15 protein-coding genes and 1 pseudogene are annotated in these 16,432 nt (G+C 69.1%); 7 read left to right on the top strand and 9 right to left on the bottom strand.

Annotated features, from left to right (window positions below):
- Positions 1–5: 5 nt before the first annotated feature.
- Complete coding sequence (locus tag OU415_RS16555) at positions 6–554, top strand: TetR/AcrR family transcriptional regulator (protein ID WP_270949696.1); 549 nt, start codon at positions 6–8, stop codon at positions 552–554.
- A 65-nt stretch (positions 555–619) separates the two neighbouring features.
- On the opposite strand, the gene OU415_RS16550 is transcribed toward OU415_RS16555, so the two are convergent.
- Positions 620–2,152, bottom strand: coding sequence for a purine-cytosine permease family protein (locus OU415_RS16550; RefSeq protein ID WP_270949695.1), 1,533 nt, complete (start codon positions 2,150–2,152; stop codon positions 620–622).
- A gap of 290 nt (positions 2,153–2,442) precedes the next feature.
- Positions 2,443–2,757 carry a hypothetical protein gene (locus tag OU415_RS16545; RefSeq protein WP_270949694.1) on the bottom strand — a complete coding sequence of 105 codons (315 nt, stop codon included), beginning with the start codon at positions 2,755–2,757 and terminating at the stop codon, positions 2,443–2,445.
- 483 nt (positions 2,758–3,240) lie between these two features.
- Here OU415_RS16545 and OU415_RS16540 point away from each other — a divergent pair, with 483 nt between their 5' ends.
- From OU415_RS16540 to OU415_RS16525, 4 genes are all read left to right on the top strand, one after another.
- The gene (locus OU415_RS16540) at positions 3,241–4,092 is read left to right on the top strand and encodes a hypothetical protein (RefSeq protein ID WP_270949692.1); all 852 of its coding nucleotides are present in this window, start codon (positions 3,241–3,243) and stop codon (positions 4,090–4,092) included.
- 258 nt (positions 4,093–4,350) lie between these two features.
- Entirely contained in the window at positions 4,351–4,725 is a 375-nt protein-coding gene (locus OU415_RS16535) for a hypothetical protein (protein ID WP_270949690.1), read from the top strand.
- 98 nt (positions 4,726–4,823) lie between these two features.
- Complete coding sequence (locus OU415_RS16530) at positions 4,824–6,140, top strand: hypothetical protein (RefSeq protein ID WP_270949688.1); 1,317 nt, start codon at positions 4,824–4,826, stop codon at positions 6,138–6,140.
- A gap of 240 nt (positions 6,141–6,380) precedes the next feature.
- The gene (locus OU415_RS16525; protein ID WP_270949687.1) at positions 6,381–6,818 is read left to right on the top strand and encodes a hypothetical protein; all 438 of its coding nucleotides are present in this window, start codon (positions 6,381–6,383) and stop codon (positions 6,816–6,818) included.
- Here the strand turns inward: OU415_RS16525 and OU415_RS16520 are convergent.
- From OU415_RS16520 to OU415_RS16490, 7 genes and pseudogenes are all read right to left on the bottom strand, one after another.
- Positions 6,809–8,227 (bottom strand): selenium-binding protein SBP56-related protein, encoded by a 1,419-nt coding sequence (locus tag OU415_RS16520; RefSeq protein WP_270949686.1) that lies wholly within the window; start codon positions 8,225–8,227, stop codon positions 6,809–6,811. The two genes, OU415_RS16525 and OU415_RS16520, sit on opposite strands and share 10 nt — an antisense overlap.
- Before the next feature lie 63 nt (positions 8,228–8,290).
- Positions 8,291–8,809, bottom strand: coding sequence for a DinB family protein (locus OU415_RS16515; RefSeq protein WP_270949684.1), 519 nt, complete (start codon positions 8,807–8,809; stop codon positions 8,291–8,293).
- A gap of 55 nt (positions 8,810–8,864) precedes the next feature.
- Positions 8,865–10,610 carry a sensor histidine kinase gene (locus tag OU415_RS16510; protein ID WP_270949683.1) on the bottom strand — a complete coding sequence of 582 codons (1,746 nt, stop codon included), beginning with the start codon at positions 10,608–10,610 and terminating at the stop codon, positions 8,865–8,867.
- Between the two features lie 40 nt (positions 10,611–10,650).
- A complete protein-coding gene (locus OU415_RS16505) occupies positions 10,651–11,289 on the bottom strand; it encodes a response regulator (protein WP_270949682.1) in 639 nt (212 codons plus the stop codon).
- Positions 11,290–11,329: 40 nt separating this feature from the next.
- Positions 11,330–11,755, bottom strand: a complete 426-nt coding sequence (locus OU415_RS16500) for an FHA domain-containing protein (protein WP_270949681.1) — start codon at positions 11,753–11,755, stop codon at positions 11,330–11,332.
- Positions 11,756–11,974: 219 nt separating this feature from the next.
- Positions 11,975–12,115, bottom strand: coding sequence for a nucleoside triphosphate pyrophosphohydrolase family protein (locus tag OU415_RS16495; protein WP_270949679.1), 141 nt, complete (start codon positions 12,113–12,115; stop codon positions 11,975–11,977).
- A 46-nt stretch (positions 12,116–12,161) separates the two neighbouring features.
- Positions 12,162–12,656: pseudogene (locus tag OU415_RS16490) on the bottom strand (N-acetyltransferase family protein); the annotation flags it as partial.
- A gap of 249 nt (positions 12,657–12,905) precedes the next feature.
- On the opposite strand from OU415_RS16490, the gene OU415_RS16485 reads away from it, so the two are divergent.
- Complete coding sequence (locus OU415_RS16485; RefSeq protein WP_270949678.1) at positions 12,906–14,603, top strand: serine/threonine-protein kinase; 1,698 nt, start codon at positions 12,906–12,908, stop codon at positions 14,601–14,603.
- Between the two features lie 125 nt (positions 14,604–14,728).
- Positions 14,729–16,378, top strand: coding sequence for a DUF222 domain-containing protein (locus OU415_RS16480; RefSeq protein ID WP_270949677.1), 1,650 nt, complete (start codon positions 14,729–14,731; stop codon positions 16,376–16,378).
- The last annotated feature ends 54 nt before the right edge of the window (positions 16,379–16,432 follow it).

Raw genomic sequence — 16,432 nt, 5'->3', positions numbered from 1 at the left:
AAACCGTGGCAGCTTCCGACACCCGCGACCGCATCCTCGACGCGCTGCAGCGGATCTTGATCCGCAAGGGGACCGCGGCGGTGACCCTCGAATCGGTCGCCGCCGAAGCAGGCGTGTCCAAAGGCGGCCTGCTCTACCACTTCCGCTCCAAGCAGGCCATGCTGCAGGGCCTCACGCTGCGGCTCAGCGAGGAAGCCGAAGTCGAGTTCGAGCAGGCGACCAGGGACGGCGTCGACGTCGTCCGGTACTTCCTGGAGACCTCGCTGCCCGGCAGCGACGAGGAGATGGCCCTCTACTGGTCGGTCATCGCCGCGCTGCGCAGCGCCGAAGGCCTGAACGAAGCGGGCACCGAGGTGCTGGCCCGGGTGTTCGGCCGCTGGTCGGAACTGCTGACCGACTACATCGGCGACCCGGTGCTGGCCGAGATCGTGCGCATGGTCGGCGACGGCCTCTACCTGAGCGCCCTGTCCGGCCTGCCGAGCCCCGACCCGGACCTCATCAAGCAGGTCTTCGACCGCCTCCTGCACCAGGTCGCCGAAGCCCGAGGCGCCTGACCCCCACCTCGCGGGCGAACCGCAGTTTCAATTGAAACTGCGGCCCCACGACCGGACCGGGTCGGTCAGCGGGCGGTAGCCGCGGCCGGTTCGGGGTCGGCGACGATCGGCGGGACCGGGGTGTCCGCGCAGGGCACCCAGCGCGGGCCCTCCGGACCGAACACGCCGCGGGGTTCCGGGAAGGCCCAGAGCAGGCCGAAGTAGCCGATCGCCGCGAGGACCAGGGACAGCGGCAGGCTGATGTCCACCCCACCGGCCAGCTCGCCGAGCGGTCCGACCAGCTGGCCGGGGATGTTCACGAACGCCAGCGCGATGCCCGCCGACACCAGCCACGCGATCATGCCCCGCCAGTTCCAGCCGCGGTCGAACCAGTAGCGCCCACCCCGCTGCCGCCGGTTGAACACCTGCAGCGCGTCCGGGTCGTACCAACCCCGGCGGGTCAGGTAGCCGAGGATCATCACGATCATCCACGGTCCGGTGCAGGTCACGATCAGCACCGCGAAGGTGGAGATGCTCTGCACCAGGTTGAAGCCGAAGCGGCCGACGAAGATCAGCGCGATCGACCCCACGCCCACGAACACCGTGGCCTGGACCCGCGAGAACCTCGGGAACACGCTGGAGAAGTCCAGTCCCGTGCCGTACAGCGCGGTGGTGCCGGTCGACAGCCCGCCGATGAGCGCGATCAGGCACAGCGGCCCGAAGTACCAGCCCGGGGACACCGCGAGCAGACCACCGACGTAGTTCGGCGCTTCAGCGGCCAGGTACTCCGGCGCGGTCACGGCGATCACCGTGGCCGTCACCAGCCCGAACCCGAACGGGACGATGGTCGCCAGCTGCGCGAGCAGCGCCGCCCCCACCACGCGACCGCGCGGGGTGCTCGACGGGATGTAGCGCGACCAGTCCCCCAGGAACGCGCCGAAGGACATCGGGTTGGCCAGCACGATCAGCGCCGATCCGATGAACGACGCCCAGAACACCGGCCCCTCCGAGGTCAGCAGGGTTCCGGGGTAGGACGGGTCGAAACCGCCGCCGAAGGCGACCGCGCCGAGCACGAACAACGCGGTCGCGGCCACCACGGCGACCTTGTTCACCCAGAGCATGATCCGGAACCCGTAGATGCACACGACCAGGACCAGCACGGCGAAGATCGCGTACGCGACGGCGAAGGACGCGGGCGCCTCCGGAACGGCCAGCACGCGGCTCGCGGTGCCGACCAGCGCGTCCCCGGAGCTCCACACCGAGATCGCGAAGAAGGTGATCGCCGTGAGCAGGGACAGGAACGAGCCGACGACCCGCCCGTGCACGCCGAGGTGCGCCGACGACGAAACCGCGTTGTTGGTGCCGTTCGCCGTCCCGAACACTGCCATCGGGCACAGCACGAGCGCGCCGGCCACCAACCCCAGCACCGTGGCGGCCAGGCCCTGCCAGAACGACAGCCCGAACAGGATCGGGAACGCGCCGAGCACCGCGGTGGAGAAGGTGTTCGCGCCGCCGAAGCTCAGCCGGAACAGGTCGAGCGGTCGCGCCGTGCGCTCGGCGTCGGGGATCTGCTCGACACCGTTGGTCTCCACCCGCTTGACCGCCGGCGTGTCGCCCATCGGCTCGCCCCTCCCCTGCCGCGTGCCACTGATCAGCAAAGACTGAGGCACGACCTCGCGGCGCGGAATCGGCCGAAGCTCCAACGCCCGTTCACCCCGTTGGATGAACGCACAACACAACGGGACCCTCGGCGGGGATCGAGCACCGTCCACAGTGCACGACGGAGCGGACCGCTCGGGCGGGGCATGCCCGAGCGGTCCGCGTGGCGCGGTCGAGCGGAAGCCGCTTCGCGCTGCGATGGGACGAACACCGCAGCGCGTTCCGCCCACCGCACCACGTTCAGGTCAGGTCACCAGGGAATGCTGGGCCCGCCGTTGCCACCGACTCCGGGGCCACCGATGCCGAAGCCGCCGAAGCCGAAGCCACCCAGGCCACCGGGGCCGCCGGAGCCACCGCCGTTGCCGTCGCCGCCGGAGCCGCCGTCACCGCCGCCCTGACCGCCACCGGTTCCGCCGCCCTGACCGCCGTCGCCACCGTTGATCACGAAGTTGTCCCCGCCGCCGCTGTGCAGCGGGAAGGTCGACATGACCGTGCGTGCGGGCAGGAACTCGAGGCGCTGCTCGTCCAGTTCTTCGAAGCTCAACGGTCCAGTCTCATCGAACACCTGGTCCTCCTCTTGTCGCGCGGGCTCGGAATGCTCGGCGGAGATCGATGCCGGAACAAGGTCACAACAATCCCCCAGATCTCCTATCCAACACCCCAGTTTTCGTTGGCATCAGGACGCAGGGTAAGTGCCGGAAAGGGCCAGCGCAGTCCGAAATCAACACAATGCTCAGATCAATGGAAAATCCCTGTTCAACGATGCCATGGCGCGCCCGGACGACCTATTCGAAAAAATCTGGACGCACTACCTCAAATTCATTAGAACGCCATTTCCAAAACCATTGCCCAACACCGGCGGACGAAATGATCCGGAATTCCGGGAAGTCTCGCCACCCCGGCCGCAGAACAGCCGCCACCCAGGTGGGTGATCGCAGATCTTTCCCCCAACATCACCCTCCTGGCACCCACCACCACACGTCCATTCGGCCTAGACTTCCGCGCTGTTTGGCCTAGCCGTAACCACCTTCGGTAAGGAGCAGTGCCGATGCGCAATCGTCCACATCGGACCACGTGGGCCGAAACCCCCACCGCGAACTGCGACCCGACGTCGCGGGCCGACTCCGGGAGCTGGCGCTGGGCACCGCTGCCGAGCGCCGCGGTGCTCGCGGTGACCTTCAGCCTCGCAGCGATCCCGTCGGCTCAAGCCGCGCCGCCGTCCTGCACCCGGACCTCCAACGGCTCGGGAATGGACATCGTCTGCGACCGCGGCGTCCCGGAGGGAACCGTCGTCGAAGGCACCGACGGCAACGACCGGTTCTACCTCAACGGCGCCGTGGCGGGCACCATCAACGCCGGTGCCGGCGACGACCTCATCGTCGTGACCGGCCGCGCCGGCGGCGACGGGGGCAAGGGCGGCAACGGTCACCTCGGCGGCGGTGGCAGCACGAAGGCCAACGGCAGCGGCGGCGCGGGCAACGGCCGGACCGGCACCATCGTCAGCACCGGCATCGACGACATCACCGTCCAGGGCGGCAAAGGCGGTCGAGGTGGTCGCGGTGGCGACGGCGGATCCGCCTACGAGATGAGCGCCCGCGAAGCCGCGACCTCCGAGAACGAGGTCGAGGGCAGCGGCGGCAAGGGCGGAACCGGTGGAGCGGGCGGTGCGGCCAACATCGGCAACATCATGTCCCAGGACGGCGCTCGGGCCACGGTGAACACCATCAGCGGCACGGGCGGCGACGGCGGCGACGGCGGTACCGGTGGCGACGGGATCACCCCCGGCATCCCGGGGCTCCGCGGTCTCAACAGCATCGCCGACACCGGCGGCACGGGCGGCAACGGCGGCCCCGGCGGCCACCTCGCCGCGACACCCGGGACCGGTCGGCAGAACCCCTGAACACCTGGTCCCGCAACGGAAAACGGCCACCTGGCGGTGGTCTCGCACGACTCCGCGAACGAGCCATCCCCGACTCAACGCGCACGGCGGTCCCACGAGAGGCGCAATCCTAGCGGGTGATTCGAGGTGCATCCTCGGCCCGGTGCTTCTACGTTCTGCTCCGTGCGCCGGGAACGTGCCACTGGGGCGCGATCCTTGAGGGGGTGGCCTCGTTCCGGTTCTTCCGGTGGATTCACTGAGTTTGCGAAGGAGCACCTGATGCCACGAACCTCTGGACCGCTGAACGACGCCGAACTGGATGCCCAGCGCGTGGAGTTCCTCCCGGCGCGCACGGTCATGTCGACCTTCTGGCTTCCGTGGAACGGTACGGACGTCGTCGTCCTCGACCACCCGCACGACCACATCGATGCCTACGGGAACAACGACATCACGTCCACAGGGGACATCACCGGTGGTGACGGCGGCACCGGTGGCGGCACCGGTGGCGGTCAAGGCGGCGGCAACGGCGGCAACGGCGGTGACGGCGGCTCCGGCGGCGATGGCGGTAACGGTGGCGACGGTGGCGACGGCATCGGCGGCGACGGCATCGGTGGCAACGGCACCGGCGGCAACGGCGGTGGCAACCCGAGCTGACGTCGATGGTGCACCGGGCACGTGACGGTGCACCACGGGTCGGCGGGCGCGCGGTATCCCGTGCGCCCGCCGACCACCCAGCACTCCGAGGAGTCGTGATGGCCGCTGAGGGGCAAACCGGCGAACCCGCGGCCGAACTGCTCACCGTGCCGGCCCTCGTCGCGGGCACCGAACTGATCGGCCAGTACCAGGGCTCCGGCCACCGCGAGCCGCCCTACCTGGTCCGCCGCGTCGACGGCCAGATCCTCCAGCTCTCCCACCTGCTCTACCTCGTGGCGGGAGGACTCGATGGCCAGCGCAGCTACGCGCAGCTCGCGGACGAGCTCAGCACCGGCTGGGGCCGCGAGATCACCGCCGAGCAGGTGTCCTACCTCGTCGAAAACCGGTTGCGCCGCGCGGGAATCGTGGCGAGCGATTCCGCACCGGACGAGTCCGCTCCGCTGCCCAAGGGCCGGGATCGGTTGCTGGCGTTGAAGTTCCGGGTCGCGCTGGTTCCCGAGCACGTCGTCGCGGTGATCGCGCGGATCTTCCAACCCCTGTTCTGGCCACCGATCGTGGTCCTCGCGCTGGTCGCCTTCATCGCCGCCGAGACCTGGCTGGCGCTCCAGGGCGGTGTCGCCCAGCTGCTGGCGGGTGCGCGGGAGCTGATCGACCAGCCCGAGCAGGTCCTGCTGGTGCTCGGCGTGCTCATCGCCGCCGGGATCTTCCACGAGTGCGGGCACGTCGCGGCGTGCCGCTACGGCGGCGCGCGGCCGGGCGCGATGGGCGTCGGCATCTACCTGGTGTGGCCCGCGATGTACAGCACCGTCACCGATTCCTACCGGCTGAGCCGGGGAGGCCGGTTGCGCACCGATCTGGGCGGCGTCTACTTCAACGTGCTGGCCATGCTGGTGCTGATCGTCATCTTCACCCAGACCGGCCTGCCCTGGTTGCTGGTCGCGCTGGTGGTCTGGCAGGTGTCGACGGTCTGGCAGTTCGTGCCGTCGATCCGGCTGGACGGCTACTACATCCTCAGCGATCTGGTCGGCGTCCCGGACCTGTTCGACCGGATGGGCCCGGTCCTGCGCAGCATGCTGCCGGGGCGTCCGCCGCACCCCCGCGTCCGGGAGCTGAAACCGTGGGCCCGGTGGGTGATCACGGCCTGGGTGGTGCTGGTGATCCCCTGCCTGGCCTACTGGATCATCGGATTCCTGCTGCTCGCGCCGAGCGTGCTGCCCGTGGTGTGGGAAGCGCTGGGAACGCACTGGCACAGCGTGGGCAACGCCATCCGGACGGGTGATGCGGCAGCGGCCGTCGTCGGCGTCATGCGGATGCTCCTGCTGGTGCTGCCGTGGGCCGGGATCACGCTGGTGCTCTACAACCTCGGTCGCGGCGTGGCACGCCGCATCCGCCGCTCCAGGGCGGAGCTCCGGTAACTGCGTCAGCACCACGTCCGGACCACCGCTGTCCTCGTCCGGATCCCGTCAAGGCGAACGTCCGAGTCCGCCCCGGCGGGGTGTACTGGAGGAGTCGGCAGCAGGTCCGGCGAGGAGGTGTCACGGATGACGCACCTGCTGTGGGCCGTCGGATTGATCGTGCTCTTCCTGGGCGTGGCGTTGACGCTGCGCGGACTGACCAGGTGGCGGTGAGGCCACCTCCCGCAGGAGGCGGTGGTGATGCGTGAATCCGGTCCGCCCGTCGCCGGGGCCGCAACGGCCTCCGCGGTGGGATTCTTCGTGGCGGTCGCCGGAATGGTGCCCGCCGGAGCGGCGTCCTGGTGGTCGGGCGAGCCGGTCGCTGCGCTCGCCGTGCTGGGCATCGTCGTCCTCGGCTACGCGTGCGCGATCCGGAACCTCCCCGGCTCGCTGATGACGGCGCTGCTGTGCTGGATGTTTCTGAACAGCTTCGTGATCCACGCACACGGCGACCTGATCTGGGAAGGCTCCGCCGATCTGGCCCGGCTGGCAGCACTCGTCGGCGCAGCACTCATCGGCACAGCATGCGGCTGCGCAGCTGTCCGGTCGCACGAGCAGCCGGAACCGCAGATCCCGGCCACCCGACGTGCACCCGAGACCGAGCACATCCGAACGCTGGAACCGTTGAATCACGGGTAGCAGTACGAATCCGAGGAGGCGTCACCGCCTTCGAGGCGCACCTGGTGCACGCGCAACCCGCGGAACTGCTCCCCGTGCGGGAAGAACGCCTCGTCGACGGTGAGACCGCCGGTGCCCGGGTCGGTGTCGAGCTTGGCCAGCCAGGCGCCCACACCGTCGGGGTAGAACTGGTCGTCCCACGCGCCGTACAGCGAGTTCGTCAGGTAGATGCGGCGCCCGTCCCGGCTGACCTCCACCATCTGCGACCCGCCCGCCAGCGGCTCGGCAGGAGCAGCCGGGTGCGCGGCGCGAGCGGTGATGCCGCCGAGGCGGACCGATCCGGTCTCCCGCGGGTGCTCCGGGTCGGTGACGTCGAACTGCTTGAGCTCACCGGTCCCCCAACACGACACGTACAAGAACCGGTCGTCCACGGACAGGTTGATGTCGGTCACCAGCGGAGGAACCGCACCGAAGGGCCGCAGCACGGGCGGGAGCTGGTCGGCCGGTGCCGGTTCAGCGTGAACGGTGATCACCTTCTCCGCCCGCCACTCGTCATCGGCCCGGAACCACCGCCACACCGACGCCGACAGGTCCTCGGTGCTGACGACCACGCCGGCGAACCCCCAGGTGGCGTTCGGGTCGTGCGAAGGCCTCAGTTCGAGGACCATCTGGTGCTGCGCCCCGAGGTCGACGCGCTGGACGTGCCGTCCCTCGGCCAAATCCCAGAAGTGCAAGGCGTGCCCGTACTCGTTGCGCAGCAGCAGGTCGGGGTCGACGCCGTTCTCCAGCATCGACGGTGTGCCCCACTCACTGGTGATCATCGTGTTCCGGTTGAGGTGCCACCAGACGTCGTATGCCAGGCGCTGCGGTCCCCGGTCGACCTCCCAAGCGCGCACCACGTCGAAGGAGTCGTGGTCGAGCACCGCGATGCCGCCCGGACCGTCGGCTCCGTCGGCGGCACCGAGGCAGGACAGGTAGATCCCGTCCGGTCCGCAGTGCAGGGTGTGCGGCCGGGAGTAGCCCGCCTTGGCCGCGAGCTCCTCGGCCGCCACGGTCCGCACCAGCTTCGGGTGGCGGGGATCCGGGTGGGTGTCGAAGACGTGCAGGTTCGACGAACGGATCCCGGGGAGCAACAGGTAGCGGCGCCGCAGACCGCTGGTGTGGTGACCGGCGTGTGCGAAGGCGCTGCTGCAGGCGTTCCACCCGAAGTGGTGCAGCTCGTCGCCGCGGGTCGGCAGGTCGGTCCAGCCGACCACCTGCCCGAAGGTCGCCGACTCCGGATCGGTGTCGATCGCGGTGAGGGCATCTGGTCGCTCGGCGGTCCGGTCGAAGGCGACGACGTAGGCCAGGCGCTCCGCCGGGGCGGAGATGGCTTCCCCCGGGCTGCGGTAGAAGGTCGGATCGACGTCGCGCTCGGTTGCAGAGCTCATGGCTGCTCCTAAGCGAGGACGGTGTCCTCTCCCAGGGTGACCGACGCCAGGCGGTGCGGCGAGCTAGCCCGCTGCTCGTACCAGGCGGAGCTGCCCGATCTCGGCGACGTTCTTCATCAGCTCGGCGTTCACCCAGGCGACCATGTGCGCCACGGTCTTGTCCGGGTCGTCCGGCCACGGGAACGGCGCGGGTCCGTCCAGCTCCGCGTCGGTCAACCGGTCCAGCACCGAAGACCACTCGTCATGCAACCCGCGCAACCACCCGACCGCGGCTTCGTCACCGGGCCACCGGACGTCGATCCGCTCGGTCGGCGGCCTGCCCTGCGCGTGGTCGATGGTCACCGTCCACCACCAGCCGAGGTGCCAGGTGAGCCAGGCGATCGTGGGCGCCGGGATCGGATCGGGCTCGACCTCGGCGAAATCAGGTACCCAGCCGCCATCGGCACCGCGCCGCACCGTCCAGCAGACCGCGGCGGGCTCCCACCGGAAGTCCCCGGGAACCAGCTCGGCGAGGTGGACCTCGAACAGCGACCAGGTCAGGTCGAACTGCCAGCGCAGCAGTTCAGCACGCGATGCGGACACCTGCCGGATCATGGCACGGCCGACCGCCCGGGGGACAACGATTTTCGGTCGCGGCTCACCCGGGTGGGGCGCTGAGCGGAGCCGTCCACAGCACCCTGGTTCCACCGGTCGGCAACCGCTCCACCTTGCACCGGCCGCCCATCTGCACCGCTCGCTCGGCGAGGTTGTGCAGTCCGCTGTGCGCGACGGTGCTCTGGATCCCGACGCCGTTGTCGGTGACGTCGATGGTCAGGTCGTCGTCCAGCGAGATCGTCACCGACAGCTCCGACGCCCGGGCGTGCCGGACGGTGTTGCTCACCGCTTCCAGCACCACCGACTCGGCGTGCTCGGCCAGCCGCGACGGCAGCACGTCCAGCGGTCCGGACATGCGCATGGTGATCCGGATCGGGTTGTCCCCCACCACGTCGGTGACGACGCGCTGCACCCGGTTGCGGAAGCCGCTCGGGTGTTCGGCGGCGATCTGCAGGTCGAAGATGCTGGCGCGGAGGTCCTGGATCACTTCGTGCAGCTGGTCGATGTGCTCGGTCAACCGGTCCGCGACGCCGGTCGTCCGCGACGCCCGCCGCTGGGTTCCCTGCATGGCCATGCCGATGGCGAACAGTCGCTGGATGACGTGGTCGTGCAGTTCGCGGGCGATGCGGTCCCGGTCGGCCAGCACGTCCAGCTCGCGGCGCGCGGCCTGCGCCTCGGCCCACTGCAGCGCCAGCGCGGCCTGGTCGGCGAAGGACGACACCACCAGCAGCTGCTCCTCGTCGAACCCCTTGGACCCGGCCCGCCGCACAGCCAGCAGCACGCCGGAGATGGTGCCTTCAGCCCGCATCGGCACCGCGAGCGCCGGCCCGAGCTCGACCGCAGCACCCTCGACCGTGGACAGGCTGGGGACGTTGCGCGGCACCCGTTCCCGGAACACCTGCCCGGTGACCGAACCTTCGACCGGGATCGACCGCCCCACGAGGTCTTCGACGCCGACACCGGCCGAGACCGTCACCGTCAGCTCCTCCGTCTCGACGTCGTCGCCGGGCGTGGGCACCGCGAGCAACGCGTAGTCGGCCTGCGTCAGCTCGGACGCGCGCTCGGCGATCACTTGGAGAGCGTCGATCGGATCGGTGCCCGCCAGCAGTTCCGCGGTGATCTCACCGGTGGCGTCCAACCAGCGCTCGCGGCGGCGGACTTCCTCGAACAGCCGGGCGTTGTCCACCGCGATGCCGGCCGCGCCGGCCAACGCCTGCAGCACGACGTCGTCGTCCTCGGTGAAGGAGCCACCACCGAGCTTCTCGGTCAGGTACAACCTGCCGAAGACCTCCTGCCGGGCCCGGATCGGCACCCCGAGGAACGTGCGCATCGGCGGGTGGTTCGCGGGGAAGCCCACCGAAGCCGGATGTTCGGAGATGTCGTCCAGCCGCAGCGGTTTGTCGGCCTCGATGACCACCCCGAGGACGCCGTGCCCGGTCGGCAGGTGGCCGATGCGGTGGACGGTCTCCTCGTCGATGCCGTCGTAGATGAACCTGCCCAGCGTGCCGTCCGGCGCCAGCACTCCGATCGCGCCGTAGCGGGCGTCGACGAGGTCGATGGCGGTGCGCACGATGCGCCGCAGCACCGCGTCCAGCTCGAGTTCCGAGGAGATGGCGAGCACGGCCTCCAGCAGGACGTCCATCTGGTCCCGCAGACCGACGATCTCCTCGATGCGCGCCTGCACCTGGGACAGCAGCTCTTTGAGCCGCAACCGGGAAAGGGTGCCCACCACCGATGGCGCGGCCCCCTCCCGCAATTCCTCCGATCCAGGTGGGTCAGCCCTGCTCACAGCTCTACTCTGACAGGCCGCGCGGACCCCGGCGAGTGCTTCACGATTCCGGGTGGCGCAAACGGGTGGCCAGCACCGCCGCCTGGGTGCGGCTCTGCAGGCCGAGCTTGCTCAGCAGCCGCGACACGTAGTTCTTGACGGTCTTCTCGGCCAAGAACATCCGGTCCGCGATCTGCCGGTTCGTCATCCCCTGGCGGATGCAGTCCAGCAGGATCCGCTCCTGCCCGGTCAGGTCCGGCAGCTTCGAGGTGCCGTCCAGCTCCGCGCGCAACTTGTTCACCAGCGCGGCGGTCTCCTGCTCACCGAGCAACGGCTTGCCCGCACCGACCCGGCGCACGGCCGATGCCAGCTCCATCCCCTTGATGTTCTTCACGACGTAGCCCGCGGCCCCGGCCAGCATCGCGTCGAGCATGGCCTGCTTGTCCGTGAAGGAGGTCAGCATGAGGCACTGCAGCCCCGGAACGCGGGACCGCAGTTGCCTGCACAGCTCCACGCCGCTGCCGTCCGGCAGCCGAACGTCCAGCACAGCCACGTCGGGACCGATCGCGGGGATGCGGGCCAGCGCCTCACCGACCGAAGCGGCTTGCCCGACCACCGACAGGTCTTCCTCGGAATCGAGCAGGTCGACCAGCCCCACCCGCACGACCTCGTGGTCGTCGACCAGGAAAACGGTGGTCACACCAGCACCGCCCACATCTCCACTGTAGGAGCGATCGGCCTCAGCCGCCGGTGCGGAAGGTGAAGCGGGCCTTTCCGATCCACAGCTCGTCACCGTCACCGAGCTCGGCGATGTCCACCGGGCGCCGGTTGAGGTAGGTGCCGTTGAGCGAACCGCCGTCCACCACGACGTACCGGCCCTCGCGCAACCGCAGCTCGGCGTGCACGCGGGACACCGTCATGTCCTCGACCACGATGTCGCAGTCCCGATCCCGACCGATCGAGATGCGCGGTCCGTCGAGCGCGAAGCCGGTCCCCGCATCGGGTCCCCGGTTGATGACCAACCGGGGTCGCCCGCTCGACTCGGCGGAGCCGCGCGGCGCTGGAACGACCTGAGCGGTGGGCACGGACTCCAGCAGCGTCCGGATAGTCTGCTCGGCCTCCGCGACACCAGTGGTTGCGGACGCCTCGAACCGGGTGTCATCCATGGTCGTACTCCTCGCAGAAAGGCACGGGTATCGCCCGGACTGCCCCGACCAGGACTGGGCGACTACAGCCAGCATGCCGAACAACCACGCTCCGTGGCCAGGGCCTTCGTCCCTACTGCGCTGCTGAAGGCCGTGACGGTCGCCACTCCGCGCACGAAAGCGCGCAACCGGGCCGCAATCCGGCGAAGCGACCCCGCCAGCCGGCCGAGCGACCCCAGGTCACTCGGAGTAACGACCAGGGCTCCACACCAGCCACTTGTCGGCCACCGCAGCCTCCAAGTCGATCCCGTGGTGCCTGGCGAGCAGCAGCACCTGGCACACGACGTCGGCCAGCTCGGCATGGAAGTCGCCCAGTCGCACGCGGCCGAGGTTAGGAACACCCACTGACATGCTTCGCCCGATCAGGTCAGTCGTGCGCGCGACGGCGCTCCAGGAAGACGGTGTCGCGCCACACGCCGTGGTGCCGAGCGATGCGTTCGCGGATGCCGATGGTGCGGAACCCCGCCGTGTGGTGCAGGGCGAGACTGGCGCGGTTCTCCGGGAAGATCGAGGTCTGCAAGGTCCACAGCCCACCGGCGTCGGCAGCGGCGACCTGCTTGCGCACCAGCGCCTTGCCCACACCGCGTCCGCGGAAACCATCACCCACGTAGAGCGACGTCTCGGCGACACCGGCGTAGCACTCCCGGCTGGAGACCGGCGCCACGGCGGCCCAACCAGCGACCTCGCCGTCCACCACGGCAACCCACCGGTGGTGGGCGATCCACTTCTCCTCCAGCGCCTCGCGCCCCGGCACCTCGGTCTCGAAGGTGGCATCACCAGTGGCGATGCCCTCGCCGTAGATCCGACGCACCGCGGGCCAGTCGGCCTCCTCTAGCGCACGGACGATGACGTCATGGGGAAGACCACTCGTCGCCATCGTCCGAGTATCGCCCTACCGAGCCGACCGCCTCGATCCGCACCTGGGTTCGCGCGAAAATCAGCAAGACCACTGATGATTCGGAGCGGCTTCCGCCTCTTCCCCACCGGCGCCGGAACTCTCGCTGCATCCGTCGGCGGAGATCCGGGGAAATGCTGGCAGTCAGCGGATTCCTGGTGCCATGATCAGAGCCGATCGCATCGTGGTGATGCGCCGCCGACGGGAGGCGATTCGTTGCTGAGGCCCTTGCAACCGGACGATCCGCGCGAGGTCGGGCCGTACCGGTTGCGGAACCGGCTGGGACGCGGCGGGATGGGCCAGGTGTACCTCGGCGTGTCCCCGGGCGGCCGGCTGGTCGCGGTCAAGGTGGTGCGCCCCGAGCTCGCCGACGACGCGAACTTCCGGCGGCGGTTCGCGCGCGAGGTCACCGCCGCACGCGCCGTGGCGGGCTTCTACACCGCCCCGGTGGTCGACGCCGACCCCGACGCCGACCCGCCGTGGCTGGTCACGGCCTACATCTCCGGCCCCACGCTGCACGAAGCCGTGCAGCAGCAGGGGCCCCTTCCTCCGAGCGCGATCGGTGCCCTCGGAGCAGGTCTGGCCGAAGGGCTCGGGGCGATCCACGCCGGCGGCGTGGTGCACCGCGACCTCAAACCCGGCAACGTGATCCTGGCCGAGGACGGCCCTCGGATGATCGATTTCGGCATCGCCCGGGCGATGGACGAAACGCACACCGTGGACATCCTCGGAACGCCTCCGTTCATGTCCCCGGAGCAGGCGACCGGCGCCCAGGTCGGCGCACCTGGCGACGTGTTCTCCCTCGGCGCCCTGCTGGTGTTCGCCGCGACCGGCCAGAGCCCGTTCGGCGCCGGCCAGCCCCAGGCGATCCTGTACCGCGTCGTGCACGAGGAACCGGACCTGTCGGGCCTCTCCGAGCTGCCCGACGGGCTCACCGAGCTCATCGCCGCCTGCTTGGCCAAGGACCCGGAAGCCCGCCCGGAGGTCCCAGCCCTGCTCGACTCGCTGGCCGCCTTGAAGGGCGACACCCAGTGGTTGCCACCGGGAATCATCTCGATGATCACCGAGAACCGGACGGCCACCATCGCCGCGACCAAGGTCGACCCGCGAGCCGACCAGCCCCCTGCACCACCACCGACTCCCCCACCGGCCAAGCTGTCCTGGCTCCCCGCCCTCGCCTGGACCCTCGGCGCCTGCGCACTCGGCGTGCTGATCGTGCTCGCCGCGATCGACAGCAGTTCCGGCTCCGGCGGTTCAACACCGACCACAACAGCCGAGTCCGACACGTCGACTTCGGACTACTACGACACCGAAACGTCGTCCTCCGAAGACGAGACGACGACCGAAGAAACGACGACCGAGGAGACGACCACCACCGACGAGGAAACCCTCGACGACGAGTCGACCGACCAGACCCCGTTCACCCTGGACGCGTTCATGCCGGACGACTTCACCGACGACAGCGGCAGACACCACCAGTACGAAGCGGGCTCCACGAGACCGTGCACGGAATGGGCCTCCGAGGAGGTGGCATCGGTGCTGACCGACAACGGCTGCTCGGAGATGCTGGTGGCCAACTTCGTCGACGACGACTCGGAAATCCTGACGACGGTGTGGGTCTACCCGTTCGCCGACTACGACACCGCGGACACCGCCTACAACGCCCTCGACGCCCAGGACTTCATGCAGCTCGGCTGCTGGGACCCGAACTCCGGCCCCGGATCAGGGGTGTGCGACAACGACGTCACCGCCGCGGACGAGTGGCAGTACATCGGCCAGGACCACCGATACGTGATCGTGGCGCAGTCCAAGTGGATCGACCTGCGATCGGACGGATCGGGCGACGAACAGCTGAAGTCAGCGGCCAGCGAGGCCCGCAGCGCCGTCGGCCCGGACAACTACTACGGCAACTGACCAACCTTGAGTTCGTTTCACGTTGCGCCATAACGGTTTTCGCGTTTCAAACCATCTATGATCACCTGATCGTGCGACCGAAATTCGGTCGAATTCCTGTTCGGACCGTCGGCACAATGAATGGCATGACACCGTTGCTGACCACCCCGAACACGGCGCCCGACCCCGGTGCGCTCGTGCCCTCGGTTACGCCTGGGCCCGTCGGTGCCCCGCCGCGTGCCGCCGGGTCGCGGGTGGGCTCGATGGCGTCTTGCACGGAACTCACCGCCAGAATCCGCCAACTAGAGCGCGAAATCCGCCAGGCCCGAGTCGAGCAGTTGGAGCTGATCGCCGAGGCCGACCGGCGCCGCATTTTCGCCACCCAAGGCGCCCGTTCAACGCAGGTGTGGCTAAAGGGACTGCTGCACATCGATGGCTCCGACGCGAAAACCCGCGTCACTATCGCCAAAGCCACAACCCACCCCAACGACGCTCCGGAAGGGACAAACGCTGCCATCTCGGCTGAACTTCCCGCCACCGTCGAAGCATTGGCCAAAGGCGCACTCGACCTGAAGCACGCCTCGATCATCTCCCGCTGCGTGGGCGCACTGCCCGAACACGCGCGCCACCGAGCCGGCGAGGTCGAGAAGCTCCTGGTGAACAACGCGAGCCGAATGTGCCCGCGCGATCTGGCAAAACTCGCCGACCACGTCAAGCACACGCTCGACGGATCGGGCGCAGCCAAGGACGAGCAGGCCCAGCACGAGTCCCGAGAGCTGCACTACGCCACCGCCCTCGACGGCATGCTGGTCATCAAGGCACGCCTGGACAAGGAAACCGGCGCGAAGTTCGTCGAAGCCATCCGCCCGCTGTCCGCACCCCGCCCGGAGACCAACGGAGAAAAGGACCCCCGCACGCCGGCCCAGCGCAACGCCGACGGCCTGTCGGCAATGCTGGACGTCGTCCTGGAGTCCGACCACATGCCCCGAACCGGCGGCCAGCGCCCCCACCTGACCATCACCATCGACTACGACGACCTCAAGCAGCAAATCCCGACCAACACCCCGGGAATGCTGACCAGCACGGACCAACCCATCACCCCGGAAACGGTTCGCCGAATCGCCTGCGACAGCGAGGTCCTCCCGATGATGCTGGGAGGAGACAGCCTCCCGCTGGACGTCGGAACCGCACACCGAACCGCCCCGCCCCACATCCGAGCAGCCCTCCTGACCCGAGACGGAGCCTGCGCCTTCCCGGACTGCGACCGCCCACCGGGCACCCCGCAAGCCCACCACATCGTGCACTGGATCGACGGCGGACCCACCACTGTGGACAACATGGTGATGCTCTGCGCCCACCACCACAGAACAACCCACCAACAACACTGGCAAATCGACCTGCACAAAGGCCGACCGCTCTTCACCCCACCACCACCATCGACCCAACACGAACACCGCGCCCCGGCGGCAAAGCACTACCCGCCGCCTTCCGCGACGCCCTCCACAACTCCATACCCAAACCACGCCCCCCGGAGGAACCCCAATGAAACCCACCCACAGCAGGTGGACAACCCCAACCTGCCCAAAACCAGACAACCGCGGCTCAACCAACAACCCGCAACACGCCGAAGGCAACGAACACCCACCCCCCAATCCAAGAGCGCCAACCAACCACGAAGGGAACGGAAGAAAGTGCACCAGTCCACCCACACCGAACCCGACACCAGTCGCTCCCTCGAAGCCACCGCAGCCGACCCCGAAACCCGCCGTCCATCCCACACCGGGTCATCCCCGTGACAAAAAGCCAAACCGGGGCTGCGGCTTGGAAGTCAAGCCTGCAAACCCCGAAGG

The organism is Saccharopolyspora oryzae (assembly GCF_027853915.1).
GTDB classification, from domain to species: Bacteria; Actinomycetota; Actinomycetes; order Mycobacteriales; family Pseudonocardiaceae; genus Saccharopolyspora; species Saccharopolyspora oryzae.
The sequence above is the reverse complement of the archived record's forward strand: the minus strand, read 5'-3'. Positions and strand labels throughout refer to the sequence as shown.

Bases quoted from the DNA above. Each gene is read 5' to 3' on its own strand.
- OU415_RS16530 (WP_270949688.1), top strand. From the start codon at position 4,824: ATGGCCGCTGAGGGGCAAACCGGCGAACCCGCGGCCGAACTGCTCACC.
- OU415_RS16550 (WP_270949695.1), bottom strand. From the start codon at position 2,152: ATGGGCGACACGCCGGCGGTCAAGCGGGTGGAGACCAACGGTGTCGAG.
- OU415_RS16500 (WP_270949681.1), bottom strand. From the start codon at position 11,755: ATGGATGACACCCGGTTCGAGGCGTCCGCAACCACTGGTGTCGCGGAG.
- OU415_RS16520 (WP_270949686.1), bottom strand. From the start codon at position 8,227: ATGAGCTCTGCAACCGAGCGCGACGTCGATCCGACCTTCTACCGCAGC.
- OU415_RS16480 (WP_270949677.1), top strand. From the start codon at position 14,729: ATGACACCGTTGCTGACCACCCCGAACACGGCGCCCGACCCCGGTGCG.
- OU415_RS16540 (WP_270949692.1), top strand. From the start codon at position 3,241: ATGCGCAATCGTCCACATCGGACCACGTGGGCCGAAACCCCCACCGCG.
- OU415_RS16535 (WP_270949690.1), top strand. From the start codon at position 4,351: ATGCCACGAACCTCTGGACCGCTGAACGACGCCGAACTGGATGCCCAG.
- OU415_RS16525 (WP_270949687.1), top strand. From the start codon at position 6,381: ATGCGTGAATCCGGTCCGCCCGTCGCCGGGGCCGCAACGGCCTCCGCG.